Annotated in this window: 18 protein-coding genes and 1 pseudogene; 8 read left to right on the top strand and 11 right to left on the bottom strand. The window is 67.4% G+C overall.

Going from position 1 to position 21,525, the window contains the following annotated elements; translation table 11 throughout:
- Positions 1-1,224, bottom strand: a complete 1,224-nt coding sequence (locus J8I34_RS28600; protein ID WP_209807591.1) for an efflux RND transporter periplasmic adaptor subunit — start codon at positions 1,222-1,224, stop codon at positions 1-3.
- 253 nt (positions 1,225-1,477) lie between these two features.
- Between J8I34_RS28600 and J8I34_RS28595 the strand changes: the two genes are divergently transcribed.
- Both J8I34_RS28595 and J8I34_RS28590 read left to right on the top strand, forming a co-directional pair.
- Positions 1,478-1,948, top strand: coding sequence for an anthrone oxygenase family protein (locus J8I34_RS28595; RefSeq protein WP_209807590.1), 471 nt, complete (start codon positions 1,478-1,480; stop codon positions 1,946-1,948).
- Positions 1,935-2,396, top strand: coding sequence for a methyltransferase family protein (locus J8I34_RS28590; RefSeq protein ID WP_029049019.1), 462 nt, complete (start codon positions 1,935-1,937; stop codon positions 2,394-2,396). Before J8I34_RS28595 ends, J8I34_RS28590 begins: the two co-directional genes overlap by 14 nt.
- Before the next feature lie 146 nt (positions 2,397-2,542).
- Here the strand turns inward: J8I34_RS28590 and J8I34_RS34905 are convergent, their stop codons facing one another.
- Entirely contained in the window at positions 2,543-2,965 is a 423-nt protein-coding gene (locus J8I34_RS34905) for a sensor histidine kinase (protein WP_256441874.1), read from the bottom strand.
- A 165-nt stretch (positions 2,966-3,130) separates the two neighbouring features.
- Between J8I34_RS34905 and J8I34_RS28580 the strand changes: the two are divergent.
- A pseudogene (locus J8I34_RS28580) lies at positions 3,131-3,379 on the top strand (integrase core domain-containing protein); the annotation flags it as partial.
- Between the two features lie 297 nt (positions 3,380-3,676).
- On the opposite strand, the gene oxlT reads toward J8I34_RS28580, so the two are convergent.
- From oxlT to J8I34_RS28545, 7 genes are all read right to left on the bottom strand, one after another.
- On the bottom strand, positions 3,677-4,999 hold the full coding sequence (oxlT, locus tag J8I34_RS28575; RefSeq protein WP_209768604.1) for an oxalate/formate MFS antiporter: 1,323 nt from the start codon (positions 4,997-4,999) through the stop codon (positions 3,677-3,679).
- Positions 5,000-5,827: 828 nt separating this feature from the next.
- Entirely contained in the window at positions 5,828-6,322 is a 495-nt protein-coding gene (pgaD, locus tag J8I34_RS28570; RefSeq protein ID WP_209807589.1) for a poly-beta-1,6-N-acetyl-D-glucosamine biosynthesis protein PgaD, read from the bottom strand.
- On the bottom strand, positions 6,304-7,656 hold the full coding sequence (gene pgaC / locus J8I34_RS28565; protein WP_209807588.1) for a poly-beta-1,6-N-acetyl-D-glucosamine synthase: 1,353 nt from the start codon (positions 7,654-7,656) through the stop codon (positions 6,304-6,306). Before pgaC ends, pgaD begins: the two co-directional genes overlap by 19 nt.
- Positions 7,653-9,671 (bottom strand): poly-beta-1,6-N-acetyl-D-glucosamine N-deacetylase PgaB, encoded by a 2,019-nt coding sequence (gene pgaB / locus J8I34_RS28560; RefSeq protein ID WP_209807587.1) that lies wholly within the window; start codon positions 9,669-9,671, stop codon positions 7,653-7,655. The genes pgaC and pgaB overlap by 4 nt, the downstream gene beginning before the upstream one ends.
- Before the next feature lie 13 nt (positions 9,672-9,684).
- The gene (gene pgaA / locus J8I34_RS28555) at positions 9,685-12,195 is read right to left on the bottom strand and encodes a poly-beta-1,6 N-acetyl-D-glucosamine export porin PgaA (RefSeq protein ID WP_232232515.1); all 2,511 of its coding nucleotides are present in this window, start codon (positions 12,193-12,195) and stop codon (positions 9,685-9,687) included.
- 238 nt (positions 12,196-12,433) lie between these two features.
- A complete protein-coding gene (locus tag J8I34_RS35535) occupies positions 12,434-12,991 on the bottom strand; it encodes a hypothetical protein (protein ID WP_209807586.1) in 558 nt (185 codons plus the stop codon).
- Positions 12,992-13,069: 78 nt separating this feature from the next.
- Complete coding sequence (locus tag J8I34_RS28545; protein WP_209807585.1) at positions 13,070-13,735, bottom strand: M23 family metallopeptidase; 666 nt, start codon at positions 13,733-13,735, stop codon at positions 13,070-13,072.
- A gap of 148 nt (positions 13,736-13,883) precedes the next feature.
- Between J8I34_RS28545 and J8I34_RS28540 the strand changes: the two genes are divergently transcribed.
- Complete coding sequence (locus J8I34_RS28540; protein WP_029049449.1) at positions 13,884-14,198, top strand: TFIIB-type zinc ribbon-containing protein; 315 nt, start codon at positions 13,884-13,886, stop codon at positions 14,196-14,198.
- Between the two features lie 56 nt (positions 14,199-14,254).
- On the opposite strand, the gene J8I34_RS28535 is transcribed toward J8I34_RS28540, so the two are convergent.
- Positions 14,255-15,895 (bottom strand): hypothetical protein, encoded by a 1,641-nt coding sequence (locus tag J8I34_RS28535; protein WP_209807584.1) that lies wholly within the window; start codon positions 15,893-15,895, stop codon positions 14,255-14,257.
- 168 nt (positions 15,896-16,063) lie between these two features.
- Between J8I34_RS28535 and blaOXA the strand changes: the two genes are divergently transcribed.
- Entirely contained in the window at positions 16,064-16,927 is an 864-nt protein-coding gene (blaOXA, locus tag J8I34_RS28530) for an OXA-1206 family carbapenem-hydrolyzing class D beta-lactamase (protein WP_209807583.1), read from the top strand.
- A gap of 15 nt (positions 16,928-16,942) precedes the next feature.
- Here the strand turns inward: blaOXA and J8I34_RS28525 are convergent, their stop codons facing one another.
- Complete coding sequence (locus J8I34_RS28525; protein WP_209807582.1) at positions 16,943-17,284, bottom strand: hypothetical protein; 342 nt, start codon at positions 17,282-17,284, stop codon at positions 16,943-16,945.
- 211 nt (positions 17,285-17,495) lie between these two features.
- Between J8I34_RS28525 and J8I34_RS28520 the strand changes: the two genes are divergently transcribed.
- The 3 genes from J8I34_RS28520 to J8I34_RS28510 all read left to right on the top strand — a co-directional run bounded on the left by J8I34_RS28520 (position 17,496) and on the right by J8I34_RS28510 (position 21,517).
- On the top strand, positions 17,496-18,758 hold the full coding sequence (locus J8I34_RS28520; protein WP_209768574.1) for an ROK family protein: 1,263 nt from the start codon (positions 17,496-17,498) through the stop codon (positions 18,756-18,758).
- A complete protein-coding gene (locus J8I34_RS28515) occupies positions 18,745-20,343 on the top strand; it encodes a sugar ABC transporter ATP-binding protein (protein WP_245176200.1) in 1,599 nt (532 codons plus the stop codon). The genes J8I34_RS28520 and J8I34_RS28515 overlap by 14 nt, the downstream gene beginning before the upstream one ends.
- Before the next feature lie 142 nt (positions 20,344-20,485).
- Positions 20,486-21,517, top strand: coding sequence for an ABC transporter permease subunit (locus J8I34_RS28510; protein WP_029049443.1), 1,032 nt, complete (start codon positions 20,486-20,488; stop codon positions 21,515-21,517).
- Positions 21,518-21,525 lie beyond the last annotated feature (8 nt).

Genomic DNA, 21,525 nt, shown 5'->3' with positions numbered 1-21,525 from the left:
TCAGGGCTTGGCCGCGGATGGGGCGGATGGGGCGGATGGGGCGGATGGGGCGGATGGGGCGGATGGGGCGGATGGGGCGGATTGTGCGGATGGGCCGGATGCAGCAGCCACCGGCGCACCCGCCCCGCTCCCGGCCTGGGCTACGCGCACTTTCGCCCCGGGCCGCACGAACTGAAGGCCCTCCACGATGACGCGGTCGCCGGCACTGAGGCCTTCAGACACCAGCCACTTGTCGCCAACGGCGCGCTCGGTGCGGATCTGGCGCAGTTCCACCTCGTCCTTGGCATTGACCACCAGCGCCGTCGCCTGGCCCTTGAGATCGCGGGTCACTCCCTGCTGCGGCACGAGCAGCGCATCGGTCTTGACGCCTTCACGCAGGCGGGCATGGACAAACATGCCCGGCAGCAGCTCATGGCGCGGGTTGGGAAACACCGCGCGCAGCGTCACCGAGCCGGTGCCCTGGTCCACGGCCACTTCAGAGAACTCCAGGCGGCCGGTTTCGGGATAGCGGGTACCGTCTTCGAGCACCAGGCTAACCTGGGCCGCGTTGGTGCCGGCACTCTGCAGCGCACCATTGGCCAGTTCACGCCGCAGCCGCAGCAGCGACGAAGAGGCCTGGGTCACGTCGACGTAGATCGGGTCGAGCTGCTGCACCACTGACAGCGCGGTCGCCTGGCCGTTGGTCACCAGCGCACCTTCCGTCACATTCGAGCGTCCGATGCGGCCGGAGATGGGCGCCAGCACCCTGGTATAGCGCAGGTTGATTTCGGCGCGGTCCACCGCGGCCTGCGCCTGCAGCCAGGCGGCCCTGGCTTCGTCATACTGTTGCTTGCTGACCGCCTCGTCACCAACCAGGCGCCCGTAGCGTTCTGCCAGCAGGCGGGTGGATTCCAGCGTCGCCCTCGCGCTCTTGTAGGTGGCCTCGTAGGTGGACGCGTCGATCTGGTAGAGCTGCTGGCCCTGCGTGACGTCGCTGCCTTCCTTGAACAGGCGGCGCAAGATGATGCCATCCACTTGCGGCCTGACTTCGGCAATGCGGAACGCCGTGGTGCGCCCCGGCAGCTGGGTATCCAGCGTCAGTTGCTCGGCCTTGAGCGTGACCACGCTCACTTGCGGTGGCGGCGGGCCTGCGGCCTCCTTCTTGTTGCCGCATCCGGCAAGCATTGACATGGCGATGGCCAGCGTGACCGGAACCCGGGCGCTGCAGCCGCGTGATCGTTGCATTGCGATGTCCCGCGTAGGATTGAAGCCGAGTCAGAATGTCGCTGGCGAACCGGTTAGCCGGCGAAAAGATCCAGGTAACGCAAACGCCATGTCCGCAATGGGTCCAGCTGCAGCGCCAGTTGCAGGCGCAGCCGACAAAGTCTAGCGCGACTCGGCAGAAACTACGCGATCCAAAAGAAACCCCCACGCCCGGCCCTGTGGGTCCTACTCGAATTCTTCACCATGATTGGAGGCAGGCTTCACGGAGGATGTGATGAACCAGGCACTGCAAATAATTGCTGCATTCACTGCGATACTCTTCGCCGGGGCCGCCTTGTATGTCAACGTGGTTGAGCATCCCGCAAGAATGGTGCTTGAGACAAGGTCTGCGGCCCGGCAGTGGGCGCCCAGCTATAAGCGCGCCACGCTCATGCAGGCTCCATTGATGCAGGCTCCATTGGCGCTGGTCAGCTTACTGAGCGGAGTGATGGCATGGCTATTGGGTGCCAGTACCTGGTGGCTTGCTGCCGCGCTACTGATCGGATCTGTCGTGCCGTATACCTTGCTCGTCGTAATGCCCATCAACCACAAGATTCTCGAGCCGGATCGCGATCTGTCGTCGGTGGAGACCCGAGAACTCTTGCAAAAATGGGCCAGGCTCCATGGAGTGCGCACAACATTGAGTCTTGTCGCGTCCACCATCGATGTGTGGCAGTTGGGTGGAGCTGGAAATGGAGTCACTTGAACTGAAGATCCCGCCACCAGTCGTGGCGTTGCTGACCGGCTTGCTCATGTGGCTGGCATCCAAGCTGATTGCCCCGGTTGTAGTTCCGTTCGGACTTCGCGTAGGTGTCGCGGTTGCCATTGCTTGCATTGGCGCGGTTATCGGGGTCTCGGCCATGGTTTCATTCCGGCGGGCGAAGACCACAATGAACCCGATCAAGCCCGGTACTGCGTCGTTGCTCGTCACTGACGGGGTGTTTCGCTTCACGCGCAATCCCATGTACCTGAGCCTGCTGCTGTACCTGTTCGCGTGGGCGGTGTACTTATCAAACTGGCTGCCCCTGCTATTCCTGCCTCCGTTTGTGCTCTACATCAACCGGTTTCAGATCGCACCCGAGGAGCGCACGCTTTCATCGCTTTTCGAAGCACAGTACGCCGCATACAAAGGGAAAGTCCGCCGGTGGCTGTGACACATGGCCATCGAGCTTGCAATGTCCAATGGGCAGAGGAGTTGTGTCCTGCGGCGTGAGTCGGCAATCTGGCACTACTGCTGCGTGCGGAACGCTTCCCTCCATGTCAGGATAGTCTGTCGCCTCGCCGACGAGTCCTCAGCACGTCATGACAATCCATCAGTCTCTGGCTTCGCCGCAGACCCGTCTTCGCGCAGCCAGACGATAAATTCCGCACCCTGCCCCACCTTGCTTTCCACGGTAATTCGGCCACCATAGCGCTCCACCAGCGCATAGCTGATGGACAGGCCGAGGCCGGTTCCCATCTGCTTCCTGGTGGTGAAAAACGGATTGAACAGATTGGGCAGGTCTTCCTCGCGGATGCCGCGGCCCGTGTCGCGCACATGCAGCGTCACGCCGTGCCCTTCCCAGTCGCGCGTGGCCAGCGTAAGGTTGCCGCCCTCCGGCATGGCGTGGATGGCATTGGTCAGCAGGTTGACGATGACCTGCTGCAGTTCGCTGCGGCTGATGCGCACGCGGCGTGTGGCCGGGCAGGCCAGTTCGACCCGGATGGCGGCGTCCTTGAGCATATGCCGGACCAGGTCCACGCAGCCGGCCGCGACCTCGCCCACATCCAGGCGCTCGGTATTGCCGGCGTATGCCTCTGGCCGGACAAACTGCAGCAGCCGGTTGGTCAGCAGGTAGATGCGTCGCACCTGCTCATCGATCAGCCGCAGTTCATGCCGAACCGGGCGATTCACACGCGACATGGGCTGACCTGCTCCATGACCGATGGCTACGACTGCTACCAGAACGCCATGGCAGAACGCATCAACGGCATCCTCAAAAGTGAATTCCTCCTGAACCGTCCAGCCGATCTGCAGCAAGCTGCTCGTATGGTGAGGGAGTCTGTACACATCTATAACCGGGAACGACCCCATCAGGCCCTGGAATACAAAACGCCCAATGATGTTCATCGGGCGTCTGTTGCCGCGGAGCGCTAGGCGCCGAATGGAGCTACCAAACCTGTCAACCTATGTCAGGACTTGACACTACCCCAACGCGTCGCCTCATATCCGCTTCCTGTTCGTCAGGCCAGCGCTTTGCCTCGGGCTTCCTTCAGACCCCCGGTCACCCGGGGAACCCTTGCCTCTGGCTAACACTTCCCCTTGCCGGGTGTGTAGGGGACTTTCACCCCCAAGCGAGTGCGCCCTGCCGGGCGCACAAAAAAAGCGGGCTTCCGGAGAAGCCCGCCCAGCCAACTACCAGTGGATCGGTCTATCTGAAGCGCAGCGCGTCGATCAGGCCGCCACTTGCGCGCCGGCTGCGGCAGATTCCTTCGCAAACTGCTGCCGCGATGTCGCAACGTGCGAGGCAAGCACCGGCCGCAGCACCATGATGGCAAGGAACGCAGCGGTCAGGTCCATCGCCGCCACCGTGTAGAGCACCGTCGACCACGTGCCGGTGGCTTCCATCAGCAGGTTGCCGATCGGCACGAACAGTGCGCCAATGCCCTTGGCGGTGTACAGCACGCCGTAGATCTTGCCGATGTGCTTGGTGCCGAAGGCATCGCCCGCCAGTGCCGAGAACAGCGAGTAGACTTCGCCCCAGGCCAGGAACACCACGCCGGACAGGATCAGGAAGGCGTACGGGTCGCTGCCGAAGTAGCCCAGCGCGATGATGCCCAGCCCTTCGAGCGAGAAGGCAATCACCATCGTCTTCTCGCGGCCGATGTTGTCCGAGATCCAGCCGAACAGCGGACGCGAGATGCCGTTCATGATGCGGTCAAGCATCAGGGCGAGCGGCAATGCGGCCATCACGAAGAAGTGCAGGTCGACCTGGAATTCCTTCACGCCAAGGTCCTTGGCGATGACGCCGAGCTGGGCCACGGCCATCATGCCGCCAGTAACCACCAGCACGAACATCACCAGCATCAGCCAGAACAGCCTGGTGCACAGCGCTTCCTTGAGGGTGTAGTCGCGCGTGGCCTGGGCCAGCTTCTTCGACGCCCGCACCTCGCCGGTCTTGGGCGAGCGCAGGAACCACGCCGCCACGAAGGCCAGCGAACCTTGCAGCAGGCCGAAGAACAGGAAGGTGTGCTGGAAGCCCTGCGACTCGATCATCGCCGCGATCGGCAGAATGGTCGCCGCCGAGCCCGCGCCATAGCCGCCGGCGGTCAGGCCGACCGCGAGGCCGCGGCGGTCCGGGAACCACTTGAGCGCGTTGTTGATGCAGGTCGCGTAGATGGAGCCCACACCCAGGCCGCCGACCGCGGCGCCGAGGTAAAAGCCCATCAGCGTAGTCGCCTGCGAGTTGATGACCCACGCCGCGCCGATAAAGAGCGCGCCGAAAGCCACCATCATGCGTGGCCCGAACTTGTCGATGAAGTAGCCCTCGATCGGCGCCAGCCAAGTCTGCACCAGCACGAACACGGTAAAGGCGATCTGGATGCTGGCGCGTGACCAGCCGTAGGTTTCCTGGATCTCGGGCACGAACAGCGTCCAGGCGTACTGGATGTTCGCGGTGGCGATCATGCAGACCACGCCGACGATCAGCTGGATCCAGCGCGTGGACTCCGAAGCCCCTTGATTGGGGCGCAGGGCCCCTGCCGTTGCGTTACTCATAGCGCGCTCCTTGAACCGTGTGTTTCGGGAAATCCGTGGGAATGGACGAAGGTGGGGACGCCATGCGCGTCAACTTGCAGGTGGCTCCTGGCATTTACTGTCTCCTGTTTCGTTGGCATTTACTGCCTTTTATTGCGACGCCATATCGACGTCTCCCGCACTCACCTGTTTTCAAAACTACGAGATGCGATGGGATACACAGTATGTGATATATCAAGTAAGTACAAGTCGACCGGCAGCAGGGTTTTCACTAGCCCGATGATTAATGAGGAATATGGATGGGAAAACGGATTCAGGATATTCACGCATCAGTGAGCAAGACGCATGAATAAGTGCGTCATATTCCCTGAAATCCAATGCCGGAGCGGCTTTTAGGGAAGTATTGACGACTTGGCAGAAAGCATGTCAAATGCTGACCAACCCCGAAACATTGCGATTTTGTAATGTTCCGGGAAAAATCAGGGTTTTTACCAACCAAAATCAGAAGGCGGTGAAATAAGATTCCTGATTAATATCGATTATGAATAATCAAGGATAAAAAAAAGCCCGCAGGCGTCCCGGCGGGCGGAGTCATGATGCGGGACATCAGCCGCAGCATGTCCCGTATTTATAAGCGATTATCCGGAGCAAATAAACAAGGCCGCGACTAGTGGATTACCCGTTGTGTGTCCGATGGCACGAAGGCCTCCCCCCGGCTGCCACGAAGCCCGCTGTGCGCCGCCGGGCGCAACGTGCCACTGGCAAGCGGCGCCGCCAGCGCCCCGAAACAGCCTGTCGGCGAGACGTGCTGGCGTTTGGTGGCCTGGACAAGCGCTGCCAGCTATCCAATCACGCCACACAAGCTTCTGCCGAAGCTGCCACTGCAGGCTTGACCGGAGCCGCAATCCATTCGTAACCCAGCCGGACGCCGGCGATGCCGCCGTCGTGGTCGTGATCGATAACCGCCACCCGGGCCTGCTGCAGCGCATCGACGCGCTGTCCCGGCAGGCCGAAGCTGGCTACCAGCTCGTCGTCGGCCAGCGGCGGCAGCGGCTTGCGGCGGTCCATGCCGGCGAAGCGGATCTGGTTGTACAGCGCCCACACCAGCAGCAGCACGCCGTTGAACACGCCCACCAGCACGTACACCGACAGCGTGCCCATGGTGGGCATCATCGCGGACCAGAATGGCACGTCGAGGCCGGTCGACGCTCCTACCAGGATGTCACGAATGCCGCTGGCGAACAGGTAGAAGAAGCCGGCCCACGCCAGTGCGGTCAGCACCGCGTCGAAGGCCCGGCGCAGCGGTGCGCGCCGGGTGCGGATGATCATGTTTTCGGGATGCATGACGATTTCATCGATTGGATGCCGCGATCGGGACTGTCCCAGCGCGCACGCTTGCGCCGGGTCTTGAGCATGACCTTGGGAAAGGCCAGCAGCGTGGTGAACATGCCGACCAGCCAGTACGCCAGCGGGTACCAGATGATCCAGTAAAGCGTGCGCGCCAGGCGCGGCTCATAGCGCCGGTCGATCGCCACGCTGATCATGAACTGCAGGATGCAGACGGCCGCCAGCACCATGCCGGTAAAGCCCGGCGGCATCAGCTTCTGGATGCGGATATGCTCCGGCAGCGCGATGAAGTGGCCCAGCGCCCACAGTACGATCGACATGCCAAAGGCAAAGGCCCAGCCCGCCGACAGGCAGTACTCCGCCATTAGCGGCCACAGCCGGCGGTGGCGCCAGATCCAGATCGAACGCACGTTTTTCATGAACACTTCGGCGCCGCCCTGGGCCCAGCGCAGCCGCTGCTTGAACAGGCCGCGCACGGTCTCTGGCATCAGGATCCAGCACAGCGCGCGCGGCTCGTAGAAGATCGACCAGTGGTCGCGCTGCAGCTTCCAGCTGATATCGATGTCCTCGGTGATCATGTCCAGGCTCCAGTAGCCGACGCGGTCCAGCGCGCGGCGGCGGAACGCGGCAACCACGCCGGATACGGTAAAGACCTGGCCATAGACGCGCTGGGTGCGCTTGATCAGCCCGATGATCGACGAGAATTCGCCAACCTGGATGCGCCCCACCAGTGTCGAGCGCGTGCGGATGCGCGGGTTGCCGGTGACCGCGCCCACGCGCGGGTTGGCCACCATCGGCGCGACAAGGTAGGCCGCGGCGTCGGGGTCCAGCGCCGCGTCGCCGTCAATACAGACCAGGTATTCGCCGCGCGCGGCCAGCGCGCCCATGCGCAGCGCCATTGCCTTGCCCTGGTTCTGTGCCAGGTGCACCACGCGCAGCCGTTCATGGCGCTGCGCCAGCGCTTCCAGCACGGCGCCGGTGCCGTCGCGCGAACCGTCGTTGATGGCGATCACTTCGAAGTTGGGATAGCGCTGCCCCAGCGCGGCCAGCAGCGTCTCTTCGCCACTATGCTCCTCGTTGTAGCACGGCACCAGGATCGAGATAAACGGCGTGCCGGGAACTTCGGGCGCCACGCGATGCTCGCCCCACTGCCATTTGCGCTCCCAATGCAGCCAGAAGTACACGCCGCCGGCCATCCACAGGCCGGACATGAACAGCGGATAGAAGAACACGAAGGCCAGCAGCAGGTCGCCGGTGGCAAGCGCGGCCAGCGCGAACGGAAGCGCCAGCGCCAGGCACAAGATAACCAGGGCAAACAGTCTTTCGATCATGGTGCGGGGTACCAGGCGTTAGACAGCGCCGGGCGGATCACGTCGAGCCGGGGCTGGTTGTTCAGGAAGTCGTCGGGGTAGTAGCCGAAGCTGCGCGCGCCGCGCCGCTGCAGGCGCTGTATCCAGCCGGCAAGTACCGTGCTGTCGACCGGCGTCTCTGGCTTGCGCCAGTCGCGCGCCTGCAGCTCGAACACCGTGCGCCGCAACGCGCCGGGGCGCTGTGCCACCGCGTCGACGATGCGGTCGAGCCACTGGTTCTCCTGGCCGCGCGGCACCTGCTCCATGTACGGCATCGCCATCGGCGCGGTCCAGTCGTACGCGGCCAGGAAGTCGTCGAGGTTCTGCGCGAACCAGGCTTCGCTCTCCGGCTGCAGGATGGGCATGGCGAAGATGTTGCGCGCGGTCTTGATCGCCGGGCCGCGGATAGCGCGCACGCGCTGCGTCAGCTCCTGCGTGAACTCGACCAACGCACGGCTCTTCATGCGCGTCCAGCGCTGCATGGTTTCCGGGTCGGCGCGCAGCGCGGCAACATTGTCCGGCAGCCCTGCCTTGCGGTACGCGGCCAGTGCCGGCGCGCTGGCGTCCTCGAAGTCGCCAAGGATGGCGTCGTCGTGGAACAGCAGGCCCTGGAATAAGGCGTGGCGGGCCAGGTCTTCATAGACCTCGGCGATGCGCTGGCGCGCCACCGGGTCGAACGGCGACAGGCGGCGGTACTGCTTCGCGTCGACCTCGGCACGGCTGGCGGCCGGATCCCAGCGCGTCACGCGCGGCAGCGATGGGTCCATGTCGAAGCTCAGCACCGGCATCCAGGCGTAGACCTTGACGCTGGTGCGGTTGCCGAGCTGCCATGCCACGCGGTTGAACAGGTCGGCGCGCATCGGCAGCCAGCGGTTCGGGAAGTACACCGACCTGACCAGGCCGTCGCCGTCTTCGTCGGAGAAGGCCTGCAGGAAGACCGTGTCGATCTTCAGGTCGTAGATGCGCTGCACCAGCTGGTCGAGGTTGCGGTTGAGCTGGGCCGGATCCTGGTCATAGACGTAGTCCAGGTCGACGTGCGCGACGCGCATGGCGCTCGGCTCTTCCATCGTCGCCACCGACTGCGCGAAGGCGCGCAGGCCGGGGTCGTCGGCAAGCAGCATGCGCGCGCCGGACATCAGCTTGTCGACCCTGGCCAGGCCGTCTTCCAGCGTCAGCGCCATCTCGTAGCCGTTCTCGCCGATGATGCGCAGCGCGGTGCCGCCTTCGGCGCCATATGGCCAGATCCACACGCGCACCGGCTTGCCGGTGACGGCATGGATTTTTTTGGAGATGCGCTGCACGTCGGCGCGCACGCGCGCCTGGTAGGCGGCGTCGGTCTCATAGCGGCCGGTGCCGGCGTCGAAGCCGCGCACCGCAGCGGCCGGCTCGGTATTGCCTTGCGGGTTGGCGTTGATGCCGTAGTGCAAGGCGTCCGTGTGCGCGCCGATCTCGACCAGCCCGGAGGCGGATATCTCGCGCAGTTGCTGCCAGGTCAGCAGACGGTCCCGCGCGGTCGGCGTGCCGCCGAAGTCGACCGGCTGGCCCGCCGGCGTGTCGAGCCATGCGCCAACCGGCGCCAGCACCGCGGGCCAGCGGTAGGCCTTCAGGATCGGCAGCACGCGCGCATGGAAGCTGCGGTAGCCGTCATCGAAGGTCAGCAGCACCGCGCGCGCCGGCAAAGGCTTGCCGCCGCGGCGCGCGGCCAGCACCTGGTCGACCGAGACCGCCTGGTAGCCGTTCTCGCGCAACCAGGCCAGCTGGCCGATCAGGTGGTCGGTACGCACGCTCAGGTAGGCCTGGTCGGGGTCCTTGTCTTCGACGTCGTGGTAGGCCAGCACCACCAGGTGGTTGGTGGGCCAGGGCTGTTCGGCGGCGGCGAGCGGGCGCTGCGCCGGCGGCGTGAACACCGGGATGTCCTTGGCGCAGCCGGCCAGCAGGCACGTGGCGAGCAGCAGCCAGAACAGGTGGCGCCAGGCGCGCTGCGGGAATCGAATCATGGCGGGCTCCGGGTCAGAATCGATAGGTCAGGTCGAACACGATGCGCAGCTCGCGCTCGCGCTGGCCGTCATACGGCCGGCTGGTGGCGGTGACGGTCGCGCCCATGTCGAATACGTCGTTGGTGCGGAAGCGCTGGCCGTAGCCGAGCAGCAGGATCGCGCCGGTGCCAAAGCCTTGCTGGCTGTACGTGCCGGCGCCCGCCAGAAACTGCTGCTCCCAGGCGGTCTCATAGCGGCGGTACAGCGTGTGCGTGAGCCGGGCCGACGGCAGCACCGTCAGGTCCGCGCGCGGGCTGTAGTACGGCACGTCGGTGCGGCTGTTGCGCGAACTCCAGAGGTCCACCAGCAGGTCGGCCTTCAGGTGCGGCGCGGTGTAGACCCGCTGCATGCCGGAGATGCCGCCTTCGAGCCGGTCATTGCCATCGCTGAAGTGCGACGGCGCCACCGTCAGCATCCACTCGCTGGCCTCGCTGGCGCGCCAGCGGCCGTAGACCTGTACGTTGTTGGCGTAAATGCCGTTGAGCAGCGCCTGCAGCGGCGTGGCGGTCGAGCGCATCGCGGCCGAGGCGCCGATGCGCCAGCGGTCATCCAGGTCATAGTCCAGCGCGACGCGGCCGCCCTGGCGCGCGCCATAGCCATACCCGTGCATGGACAGCTCGGCTTCGATGGTCAGGTCGCGCACGCGCCGCTGCACGCCGGCGCGGGCCCAGCGGTAGTCGACACGCCCTTCGTCGAAACGGCCGGTGGCATAACCCACGCCACCGAAGGCGCGCCAGTCGTAGTGGATCGGCGGCGTGTACAGCACCGACTCGATGCCGAAGTTGCCGTCGCCCACCACCGGGCTGTCGTTGGCCAGGCCGCGATAGCCTTCGATGCGCAATTCGGCCTTGTTGTGCACGGCCCACTCGCGCGCCAGGCGGCGCGCGGTCAGGTCTTCCGGGAAGCGCGCCAGGGTATCGTCGCGCAGCATCTCCGCCTGGCGCCATTCCTGCAGGCCGAGCGCGGCGTGGCCCTGCTGCACTTCCACCGCGAGCGCGCGCGGCGCCAGCGTTTCGGCGGCCTTCAGTTCCTGCTCGGCGGCGCGCGGCCAGCCGCGCGCCAGGTAGACATTGGCCAGGCCCGCGCGCAGCCCGGAATGGCCGGGCGCGTTGCGCACCAGGTCTTCCGTGCGCTGCTGGGCCTGCGCGGTGTCGTCGGCCTGCAGGCGCGCGAGCGTGGCGGTCTGCTCGGCGGACAGCCACAGGTCGTTGGGCCGGCGCGCCGGCTGGCCGCGCACCCAGCGCCATTGCGGTTGCTCGGCGCGGGCCTCGCTCACCGCCTCGCCCGCGGGGTCGAGGGCTTCGGCTTCGGCGTTGGCGTAGTACAGGCCGGTCTGGGCCTTCAGGCGCGTTTCGGGGTCGAGGCCGAGCGGATAGGCTTCGCGCACCTGCCGGAACAGTCCGGCGGCCTGCCCGGGGTGGCGCAGGTAGAGGTAGGCCGAGGCGACGTCGCCCAGCGCGTAGACGGGCACGGCGACGCCCTCGGCGCGCAGCGCCTCGTAGCTGTCTACCACGTCCTGCATGCGCAAGCGCGCATGCAGCGCGCCGAGGCGGTCGATGCGGGCGCGGCGGTACAGCGCCTCGCCCTGGCTGTCCTGTGCGCCTTTCAGCGCGGGCAGCAGCGCATCGTAGCGCGCCAGCGCGCGGTCGGCGATGGCAAAGCGCTCGGCCTCCATCCGCGTGGGCATGTCGGCGAGCCGCACCAGTTCGGCGGCGGCATCCAGTTCCAGCGCCTGCCGGGCCGCGGTGTCGAATAGTGTCTGATGCTCGCCTGCAACGCGCAGCGCGGCGTCGGGCAGGCCGGCGCGCTGCAGCGCGGCCACGTATGCGCGCACGGCATCGGCGCGCTTGGGTGCACGGGAATAAGCCTGGTCGGCCTCGAACAGGGCCTCGTATGGTTCGCCGGCGCGGGACTGCGCATAGGCCAGCGCGAGACGGCTGTCGACATCATCCGGCTGCCTGCGCACCAGTGCCTGGCCCGCAGCGACGGCTTGCGCGGCCTGGCCGCTGTCGGCCAGCGCGCCAACCTCGCCCAGCGCGAACACCGGCTCGGCGGGGAAGCGCTGGCGTCCTTCGCGGTAGCGCGCCAGCGCCTCGTCCCAGCGCTTCTGGTCGCGCAACGCGCCCGCCGCCGCGGCCAGCACCTGCGGCGGCGCGGTGCGCGCGGTGCCCGCCTGCTCCAGTTCTCCGTAAGCGGCAAGCACCTCGTCGGAATGTCCGGCCCAACCGGCGATGATGATCCGGTCATGCGCCGCGCGCCGGTCCGAGGGTGCGCTGGCCACGCGCTCGCGCAGCATCGCCAGCGCACTGCCGTAGTCGCCGGTGCGGGCGCGCTGGATCAGGGCATCGTATTCAGCGTCTGCCTGCGCGGGTGCCGGCATGCAGCAAAGTGCCGCCGCCAGGCCCGCCGCGAGCCCGGCCGGCATGCGCCGGCGCCAGGCCTTGCGCCGTGCGGGACCGGTGCCGGCACGCGAAGGTTGCGTCATCAGTGAATCCATGGGATTCGCAGCCTGTCTCTTCTAATGCCCGAGCGCCGGCCCGCCTGCTGGAAGCGTGCGCGCGCCTGGGGTCCGTTATCGGCAGATGACATGCGGCACGGAGACACGGAACCCGCTCAGGCCTGGCCGCAGGAGAGAGGCGGCAGGACAGGCCTACGGGATCCGGCGGGCACCGAGGAACCACGCCGGATGGCCAGCCCGCGATGGGCATGGCGTCGTGCAGACGCTACCGCCGCCGGTGGCGGGGTGCGTTGCCGCAAATCGGGAGAAATTGTAATCGCGCCGCGAAAATCAAATCGTGAACATTCGCAAACACATTTAACAACTCGCATCGAATTCCCGGTGCGAATTCTGGCCGCACTGCGCGACTCAGGACAATACCCGTTCGGGGGAAACACAGCTCCGGACGCAGTGCCTTGCCCGGCGGGCTCAGCGCCGCAGGGACTTCCGGATAAAGCAGTAGTCTCGGGCCGGGCTTTGCCGCGACTTTCGGCAATGTCAGACATAAGCGCTTGCGCACGAATATCTTTATGAATTCGCAGGCTGCCCGCGGCCCCGAATTCCATAAATCAGCCAAATGAAGGATTGATGATCGATTGAATGTCGTCCAGGGGGCGGAGTACCACTGGCCCGTCCTGACCACGTGGTCGCCGGCGTTCGTTTCCAGGCCAGGGACGCGGTCGGCCTCTGCCGCGGCCAGCGGCAACCAGTACTGGTGCCGGCGCTGTACCTCGTAGACGCCAGCGCCAACGTCATCTACAAGCACTTCGGCGAAGGCAACCATGCCCGGACCGAGGCGGCCATCCGGACGGCCCCGGCTGCCGCAAAGCCCCGGCCCTTCCGGCGCGCTCGCGGTGCCCGGCTAGCGCCGCGGCGCGCCCGCCGCCGCTGGCGCCTTCAGCAGCGGATACGGATTGATCGCGCCGCCGGCGGCATAGATGCCGTAGTGCAGGTGCGGCGGCGTGCCGCGGGCGTTGCCGGTTGTGCCGACATAGCCAAGTACCGTGTCCGGTGCAACGATATCGCCCGCGCGTATCGCCGCGTAGCCGTCGAGGTGCGCGTAGTAATGCATCTGCCGTCCCGGTCCCATGACCCAGACCACCTTGCCGCCGAGCGCATTGGTGCCGACGCGCGAGACGATGCCTTCCGTGGCCGACAGCACCTGCCGGCCGCGCGGCGCGAAGATGTCGATGCCCTCATGCTTGCGCCCGCCGGAGCGCGCGCCATGCCAGGTGTCGCGCAGCGCGCGCGCCGCGACACCTTGCACCCGGACCGGCAGCGCCGTCGGCGCCGGGCGGGCCGCCAGCCGCGCCGCATAGATGGCGCGCTCCAGCTGGGGCTGCAGCCATGGCCATGCGACCCAGAGAATTACCGCCACCACCACCGCTCCGGCCAGGCGACCGGGCAGCGGCCGGCGGTGCGGCGCGTCGACGTACCGCGCCGACGCGGGCGAAGTGGGCGAAGTGGGCGAAGTGGGCGAAGTGGGCAGTTCCGGAGCCGGTCCGCGATGGGGATCGAATTGAGGCATATCCGCTTCGACGCCGGCGCAGCCGGCAAATTCCGCACGCCGCCACTGTGCCCTGCGCGTCACTGAACCTGCGGCTGGCGCACATCGGCGAACCATTGCCGGGCGGCCCGGTCATACCTCGACTTATCGACAGCAACGAGGAGAAAGCATGGATTGTCCGGTGTGTCCGCAAACGCAACTGGTGATGTCCGAAAGGCAGGGCATCGAGATCGACTATTGCCCGAAGTGCCGCGGCGTCTGGCTGGACCGCGGTGAACTCGACAAGATCCTGGAGCGTTCCGTCGCCGCAGCACCCGCGACGCAAGCCGCGGCGCCCGTCGCGCCGCCCCAGCAAAGCTACGGCGACAGGGACCGCGGCCATGAGTGGGGCCGCGCTCGTCATCATGACGGGGACCGCCATTACGACGAACGCCAGCAGAAGCACTATCGCAAGAAGAGCATCTGGCACGAGCTGTTCGACTGAACGCTGGCTGCGCGCAATACCGCGCATCACCATACCCAGGAACGCCGGCGGCCCCGCTATCCCTTGCGCCGCCGGCGCTTGACCTCCGCCGCCGCGTCGCGCAGTTCCGGCGGCAGCGCGCGGATCTCTGCCGCAAAGAACGCCCGCTCGGCTGCGCGCAGCGCCGGCAACTGCGCTGCCAGCCGCTCCACCGCCGCGCAGGCTTTCGCCGTTGCGCCTTGCTCGTGTGTCAGGTACCAGGCCGATTCCAGCAACAGGTTGGCCAGCTGCAACGGCCCCAGGCTGACATGGCCGGCGTCGTGGTCCTCCAGCGCAAAGGCGGCCACGGCTGACCAGCGCACAAAACCCTTGGCCGGCGCGAACGGCGCATGGAATGGGCGCAACGCGTCGATGGCGTCCGCCACGGACAGGGGGCGCTGTCGGCGAAAGGCGGCCACGCTCTCCACGCCCTTGAGCTCGCCGGCCCCGGCATCGCCGGGCGCATCCGGCCCGCAGCTTCCGCGCGCGATGCGCAACAGGAAGATCGCGTTCCACGCGGTGCCGCCGCCTACCCCGAAGCGGTCGCAGATCCATTCCGACAATCCCAGCCAGCGCATCGCCTGCCGCTGCACCGCGCCGGCATCGAGCACGCGGCCGGGATCGACCAGCCCATGGCGCCAGAACAGCCACAGGCTCAGGCCGATATTGGCCGCGGCGTGCTGTACGGCGTCGACCGAATCGGCTTCGTAACCGGCTTGCAATGCTGCCGCGAAGGCATCGAGGGCACGCTGCGCCGACAGCGCCGGCGCAGCGTTGCCGGCGCCGGCCTTGCCCATCGCACCGGCCTTGTACAACAGCCCCTCCAGGTTCAGCACCTCGAAGCGCAGGCGCGGGTTGTAGCGCACCGCCGCGGACAGCTCCGGATCCGCGCGCAGCGCGGCCAGGCCCGCGCCGGCGCCATCCTGGTCGCCGCGCGTGTAGCGGGCCCAGGCGCGCACCACGTGTGCCATCGCCGCGAAGGTGGGCATGGCTGCGCCGGGGCTGCCTGCGCGGGCCAGCCGGTCAAAGCGGGCCAACGCGGCACGGCTCTGCTCAAGGCTTCCGCAGCGGCGCCAGGCGAGGCTCTCCTTCAGCAGCGACAGCGCCTGCTGGAACGGATCGCCGGCGCTGCGCTGCGCCGCGCGGAACGCTTCGGCCACGGCGGTGCCGTGCGCGCCGGCGTAGCCGTCCTGCGCGCTGCGCATGGCCTGCGTCAGTTCGCTCCAGAAGGCCATGTCGCGCATCACGTAGGCGGCGCCATCCGGCATGCCGGACACTGGCGCCGCCGCCTCGCCAAAACCCAGCTGCCGCGCCAGCGCCGCCGGGCCCAGCGTGCGGCCGTGCGCGACGAAGCGCAGCCGCCGAGCCTGCGCCGCCGTCATCCAGAACGGTCCGCGGCTGCGCTGCGCGGGGTTGGCCGTCGCCGGATCGCGTTGCCGGTCCGCGCCCCAGCCCAGCGTCACGCCCCACCGGGCAAAGTCCGCGAAGGCGCGCGACACCAGCATGCGCAGGTTGGCGGCGGCCGGGAAGGCGCTGCGCACGGCCGCCGCTGTCACGTCACCGCCGCTGCGCTGCGCATGCCAGGCGCGCGCCAGCAGCCAGACCGACTGGAAGCGGGCGGGCTCGCCATTGACGCGATAGGGGGCGCAGACGTCGATGCAAAGCAAGGCGGCGGACATGGGCTGAAGCGGTAGCAGGCTGGGGCTCGGAGGCGGTGCAGCGCCGTCATGTTACGCAAGTTACAGCGTGCGCGGTTGGCGTGCGTGGGGAGCTCTCCTATGCTGCGCACCACGGTCCGGGCCCGGATTGCCACCAGAGATATCTATCCAACCCAACGCGCTACTGCCATGCCTATCCGAATCGCCCGTTTGCTGTCCCCGATGGCCGTGGGACTCGCCCTGCTCTCTTCCGCGCTGCCCTCGACCGCCGCACCGCAAGCTGCACCGCCAGCCGCACCAAAAACGGCTCCGCTCGATGCGGACGCGCTGTTCCGCCAGGCCGGCACCACCGGCACCATCGTCATCCACGACCTGCGCCGCGACCGCGTGCTGACCTACAACGCTGCGCGCGCGGCCACGCCGTACTCGCCTGCGTCGACCTTCAAGATCATGAACTCGCTGATCGGCCTGGACAGCGGCGCCGTGGCCGACATCGACCACGACAAGCTGCCGTGGGACGGCAAGGTCTGGCTGGTCGGCGGCAAGGCTGTCCTGCCCGAAGCCTGCAATGCCGACGTGCCGCTGCGCGTGGCCTTCCCCAACTCATGCGTGCCCGCCTACCAGGCGCTGGCGCGACGGGTCGGCAGCAAGGCCTACCAGCGCTACCTGACCGCCTCGCATTACGGCAATGCTGACAGCTCGGGGCCGGTCGACCGCTTCTGGCTCAATGGCAGGCTGCAGATCTCCGCCTACCAGCAAATCGATTTCCTCAAGGGGCTGGTGCAGCGCACGCTGCCGTTCTCGCCGGCCGCGTTCGATGGCGTGGACCGGCTGACGGTGATCGAACGCACCGCAGGCTATACGCTGCACAGCAAGACCGGCTGGGCCGATTCCGCGCAGCCGGCGGTGGGATGGCTGGTGGGGTGGGTGGAGCGCGGCGGCGACAACTACCTGTTCGCGCTCAATCTCGACCTGCTCAAGCCCGAGCACGCCAAGGCGCGGATGGAGATTGCGCGCGCGGCGCTGCGGCAGGCGGGGGCGCTGCCGGATTGAAGGGTACCTGACGCGCTACGGCACCGTCCCGCCGAGCTGCCGCAACAGCTTCTTCACGATTTCATCGTGCAGCGCAAGCGCGGCAGCGAGCGTCGGCGCGCCGTAGCTTTCGTTGTCCTCCTCGCCCATGCCAGTCACGCGGGTCACGAACAGCCGCGCGTCGCCTGATGCCTGCGCCAGTCCGCGAAAGCGCGTGGTCACCACGCCGCCGCTTTCCTGCAGCAGCGTGCGGCGGAACACCGGATCGTTTTCGGCCATCCAGCGTTCCCATTCCCCACGTGCCGCCTCCACCGGCCGGTTCTTCAAGTCCAGCACGAAGTAGCGGCTCCAGTGGCCAGTTTCGCTGCGGGCCTTCATCGTTTCCCCTTCGGTAGTCCGGTCTCTACGCTAGCCAGCCAAGGACCTGCGCGCAAGCGAAGTGCTCCTTGAGCTACCTCACGGCAGCGACAACGCTTCATCCTGCGGGTTTTCCCGCGGTTGAGTTCTGACGTCGAGTATTCTTTAATTCAGTCTGAATTAATTAATACCGAGCCGGCGCCCCCCGCGTCGGCCAGAGGACGGAGACAACATGACCGCATCCAAGGCAGGCCGTGGCGTGAATTCCGCCAGCCTGCGCCTGTACAACGAACGCGCGCTGCTGCTGGCGTTGCGCCGCGCCGGCGAGGCGTCGAAGGCCGATCTGGCGCGGATGGCGCAGCTGACCAACACCGCGGTCGGCAGCATTGTGCAAACCCTGGCCGACGAAGGCCTGGTCGAGCAGGCCGGCCGCCGCACCGAGGGCCAGCGCGGGCAGCCTGCCAGCCTGATCCGGCTCAAGGCCAAAGGCGCCTTCGGCATTGGCGTGAGGCTCGACCGTGGCAGCATTGAGACCGTGATGGTGGACTTTGCCGGCGAGCTGCTCGCCAGCCAGGCTCACCAGCTGGTCCTGCCCCACCCCGAGCAGGCGCTGGCGCTGGTGCGGCGCGATATCGAGGCGATGCGCGCCCGGCTCGGCCCGGGCGAGCAGAAGCGGCTGCTGGGAATCGGCGTGGCGCAGCCCTACAACCTGGGAGCGTGGCTGCGCGAGCTGGACGTGCAAGGCGAGGACTTCCACGCGAGCTTCCGCGCCTGGGACGAAGCCGACTTCGCCGCGATGCTGAATGCCGCCACCGGCCTGCCGGTGTTCGGTGAGAACGACGGCACCGCGGCCGCGGTGGCCGAGCTGTTCTACGGGCGCCACCATGCGCAGCATTTCCTCTACGTGTTCCTGGGGCCGGCCATCGGCGGCGGCGTGGTGCTCAATGGCGACTGCGTGCGCGGCGTTTCCGGCAATGCCGGCGATATCGCGATGATGCCGGTGCCGCCCAGCGCCCTGCCCTCCGCGCCGCCCCCCGGCGGCAAGCGCCGCGACCTGCTGCTGTCGCGGGCATCGCTCAACGCGCTGACGCGCCACCTGCGCTACCACGGCGTGACGGTCAACGGTCATGCCGACCTGCAGCGCCAGGCCGAGCTGGGCCACCCGGCGGTGGCGGAATGGATCGACGATTGCGTCGATGCGCTGGCGCCTGCGCTGCAATCGGCGCTGGCGGTGCTGGACGTGCCGCTGGTGATCTTCGACGCCGACATCGACGGTGGGCTGGTGCCGGCCCTGATCGAACGGCTGCAGCAGGCGCTGAACGACAGCGCCCCCGAAGCGCGCACGCCCGCCACCGTGGTGCGCGGCTGCTTCGGCGCCAATGCCGGCGCGGTCGGCGCTGCGTCGCTGCCGATGTTCATGAACTTTTCGCCGCGTGCCGAGCTGCTCAAGGGCGCCTCGGCCATTGTCCCGGAGGCCAGCCATGCCATGGTCTGAAGCATCGCGCACCCTGCCCACGCCGCAGCGCCCCCATGACGCCGTCCCCGCTGCCGCGCCGCTGCTGGCGCTGCGCAATATCTCCAAGACCTTTCCCGGCGTGAAGGCGCTCAGCAACGTGCAGCTGACCGTCTACGCAGGCGAAGTCCATGCGCTGATGGGCGAGAACGGCGCCGGCAAGTCGACCCTGATGAAGATCCTGTCCGGCGCCTACACCGCCGATCCCGGCGCCGAGTGCCGCATCGCCGGCGAGCCGGTCGCTTTCGGCGGCCCGGCCGCGGCACGCGAGCACGGCATTGCGGTGATCTACCAGGAGCTGAGCCTGGCGCCGAACCTGAGCGTGGCCGAGAACATCTACCTCGGCCGTCACCTGCACCGCCGCGGAATGGTCGACCGGGCCGCCATGGCCAGCGCGTGCGAAGCCACGCTGGCACGGCTTGGTGCCGATTTCACGCCGGCCACGCCGGTGCACACGCTGTCGATCGCGCAGCGTCAGCTGGTCGAGATTGCGCGCGCGGTGCATTTCGAGACGCGCATCCTGGTGATGGACGAGCCCACCACGCCGCTGTCCACCCGCGAGACCGACCGCCTGTTCGCGCTGATCCGCCAGCTGCGCGCCGAAGGCATGGCGATCATCTACATCAGCCATCGCATGGCAGAGATCGACGAGCTGGCCGACCGCGTCACGGTGCTGCGCGACGGCTGCTTCGTCGGCACGCTGGAGCGCGACAACCTGACCCGGGCCGCGCTGGTCAAGATGATGGTGGGCCGCGACCTGTCCGGCTTCTACACCAAGACCCATGGCGAGACACGCCAGGGCGAAATCATGCTGTCGGTGCGCAATATGTCCGATGGCGGGCGCGTGCGGCCTTGCAGCTTCGACCTGCGCGCCGGCGAGGTGCTGGGGCTGGCAGGCCTGGTCGGCGCCGGCCGTACCGAGCTGGCGCGGCTGATCTTCGGCGCCGATGCGCGCAGCGATGGCGCGGTGTTCGTCGCCGGCACGCCGCTGGCGATCACCAGCCCGCGCCAGGCGATCGACGCCGGCATCGCCTACCTGACCGAGGACCGCAAGCTGCAGGGGCTGTTCCTGGACCAGAGCGTGCACGAGAACATCAACCTGATCGTGGCGGCCCGCGACGCGCTGCGCGGCGGCCGGCTCAACCGCGCCAGCGCACGCCAGCGCACCACGCAGGCGATCCGCTCGCTCGGCATCCGCGTGGCGCACCCGCAAGTCAACGTGGGCGCGCTGTCGGGCGGCAACCAGCAGAAGGTGATGCTGTCGCGGCTGCTGGAAACGCGGCCGCGCGTGCTGATCCTGGATGAGCCGACGCGCGGCGTGGATATCGGCGCCAAGGCGGAGATCTACCGCCTGGTGGACGAACTCGCCCGCTCGGGCGTGGCCGTGCTGCTGATTTCCAGCGAGTTGCCTGAGGTGGTCGGCCTGTGCGACCGCGTGCTGGTGATGCGCGAAGGCGAGCTGGTCGGCGAAGTGGCCGGCTGTGCCGATGCCGCCGGCATGCAGGAACGGATCATTGCGCTGGCGACAGGCGCGGGTGGGGACATTCCACACACCACACTGCATTGACGAGGCCGGCGGTTTGCTCCCTCTCCTCCGCGAAGTGGGAGAGGGGAGCAAACAATCGGTTCGGCAGTCGCCAATCGCTAAAACATAAACGCACATAGGCACGTTGGCCCACGCAGGCACGACGTTCCGACAAGGAGACACCATGCGCAACCCCTTCCACCCCACCGCCCACGCCACCGCCGTGGTCGCTCCCTCCACCGGCCCCGCCCTGCCCGGCGCCGCCGGCCGCGCCACCACGCAGGAACGCCTGCGCGCGCTCGGCATGCTGCCGGTGCTGGTGCTGCTCTGCTTCGGCTTCACGCTGCTGACCGACAACTTCGCCAGCCTGCAGAACCTGTCGATCATCGCGCAGCAGGCATCGATCAACCTGGTGCTGGCGGCGGGCATGACCTTTGTGATCCTGACCGGCGGCATCGACCTGTCGGTGGGCTCGATCCTGTCGGTGTCCGCGGTGGTAGCGATGCTGGTCTCGCTGATGCCGCAGCTGGCGGCGCTGAGCGTGCCGGCGGCACTGCTGTGCGGGTTGCTGTTTGGCCTGGTCAACGGCGCGCTGATCGCCTTCATGAAACTGCCCCCCTTTATCGTGACGCTGGGCAGCCTGACCGCGGTGCGCGGACTGGCCCGGCTGGTGGGCAATGACAGCACCGTCTACAACCCCGACATCTCCTTTGCCTTCATCGGCAACGGCGACCTGCTGGGCGTGCCCTGGCTGGTGGTGATCGCGGCTGCGGTGGTGGCGGTGTCGTGGCTGGTGCTGCGCCGCACGGTGCTGGGCCTGCAGATCTACGCCGTCGGCGGCAACGCCGAAGCGGCGCGCCTGTCGGGCATCAAGGTCTGGGTGGTGCTGCTGTTCGTCTATGCCGTGTCGGGGCTGCTGTCGGGGCTGGGTGGCGTCATGTCGGCGTCGCGGCTGTACGCGGCCAACGGCCTGCAGCTGGGCCAGTCCTATGAGCTCGATGCCATCGCCGCGGTGATCCTGGGCGGCACCAGCTTCGTCGGCGGGGTCGGCTCGATTGCCGGCACGCTGGTGGGCGCGCTGATTATCGCGGTGCTGTCCAACGGGCTGATCCTGCTGGGCGTGTCGGATATCTGGCAATACATCATCAAGGGGCTGGTGATCATCGGCGCGGTGGCGCTGGACCGCTACCGGCAAAAGGGCTCGGCGCGGACCTGAGCAATGCA

The organism is Cupriavidus phytohabitans (assembly GCF_017815025.1).
In the GTDB taxonomy this organism is placed as follows: Bacteria; Pseudomonadota; Gammaproteobacteria; order Burkholderiales; family Burkholderiaceae; genus Cupriavidus.
This window is presented reverse-complemented; position numbering and strand designations above follow the sequence as displayed.

Excerpts from the sequence above, each read along its gene's own strand:
- J8I34_RS28600 (WP_209807591.1), bottom strand. The coding sequence starts at position 1,224 with ATGCAACGATCACGCGGCTGCAGCGCCCGGGTTCCGGTCACGCTGGCC.
- J8I34_RS28595 (WP_209807590.1), top strand. The coding sequence starts at position 1,478 with ATGAACCAGGCACTGCAAATAATTGCTGCATTCACTGCGATACTCTTC.
- J8I34_RS28590 (WP_029049019.1), top strand. The coding sequence starts at position 1,935 with ATGGAGTCACTTGAACTGAAGATCCCGCCACCAGTCGTGGCGTTGCTG.
- J8I34_RS34905 (WP_256441874.1), bottom strand. The coding sequence starts at position 2,965 with ATGCTCAAGGACGCCGCCATCCGGGTCGAACTGGCCTGCCCGGCCACA.
- oxlT (WP_209768604.1), bottom strand. The coding sequence starts at position 4,999 with ATGAGTAACGCAACGGCAGGGGCCCTGCGCCCCAATCAAGGGGCTTCG.
- pgaD (WP_209807589.1), bottom strand. The coding sequence starts at position 6,322 with ATGCATCCCGAAAACATGATCATCCGCACCCGGCGCGCACCGCTGCGC.
- pgaC (WP_209807588.1), bottom strand. The coding sequence starts at position 7,656 with ATGATCGAAAGACTGTTTGCCCTGGTTATCTTGTGCCTGGCGCTGGCG.
- pgaB (WP_209807587.1), bottom strand. The coding sequence starts at position 9,671 with ATGATTCGATTCCCGCAGCGCGCCTGGCGCCACCTGTTCTGGCTGCTG.
- pgaA (WP_232232515.1), bottom strand. The coding sequence starts at position 12,195 with ATGACGCAACCTTCGCGTGCCGGCACCGGTCCCGCACGGCGCAAGGCC.
- J8I34_RS35535 (WP_209807586.1), bottom strand. The coding sequence starts at position 12,991 with ATGGTTGCCTTCGCCGAAGTGCTTGTAGATGACGTTGGCGCTGGCGTC.
- J8I34_RS28545 (WP_209807585.1), bottom strand. The coding sequence starts at position 13,735 with ATGCCTCAATTCGATCCCCATCGCGGACCGGCTCCGGAACTGCCCACT.
- J8I34_RS28540 (WP_029049449.1), top strand. The coding sequence starts at position 13,884 with ATGGATTGTCCGGTGTGTCCGCAAACGCAACTGGTGATGTCCGAAAGG.
- J8I34_RS28535 (WP_209807584.1), bottom strand. The coding sequence starts at position 15,895 with ATGTCCGCCGCCTTGCTTTGCATCGACGTCTGCGCCCCCTATCGCGTC.
- blaOXA (WP_209807583.1), top strand. The coding sequence starts at position 16,064 with ATGCCTATCCGAATCGCCCGTTTGCTGTCCCCGATGGCCGTGGGACTC.
- J8I34_RS28525 (WP_209807582.1), bottom strand. The coding sequence starts at position 17,284 with ATGAAGGCCCGCAGCGAAACTGGCCACTGGAGCCGCTACTTCGTGCTG.
- J8I34_RS28520 (WP_209768574.1), top strand. The coding sequence starts at position 17,496 with ATGACCGCATCCAAGGCAGGCCGTGGCGTGAATTCCGCCAGCCTGCGC.
- J8I34_RS28515 (WP_245176200.1), top strand. The coding sequence starts at position 18,745 with ATGCCATGGTCTGAAGCATCGCGCACCCTGCCCACGCCGCAGCGCCCC.
- J8I34_RS28510 (WP_029049443.1), top strand. The coding sequence starts at position 20,486 with ATGCGCAACCCCTTCCACCCCACCGCCCACGCCACCGCCGTGGTCGCT.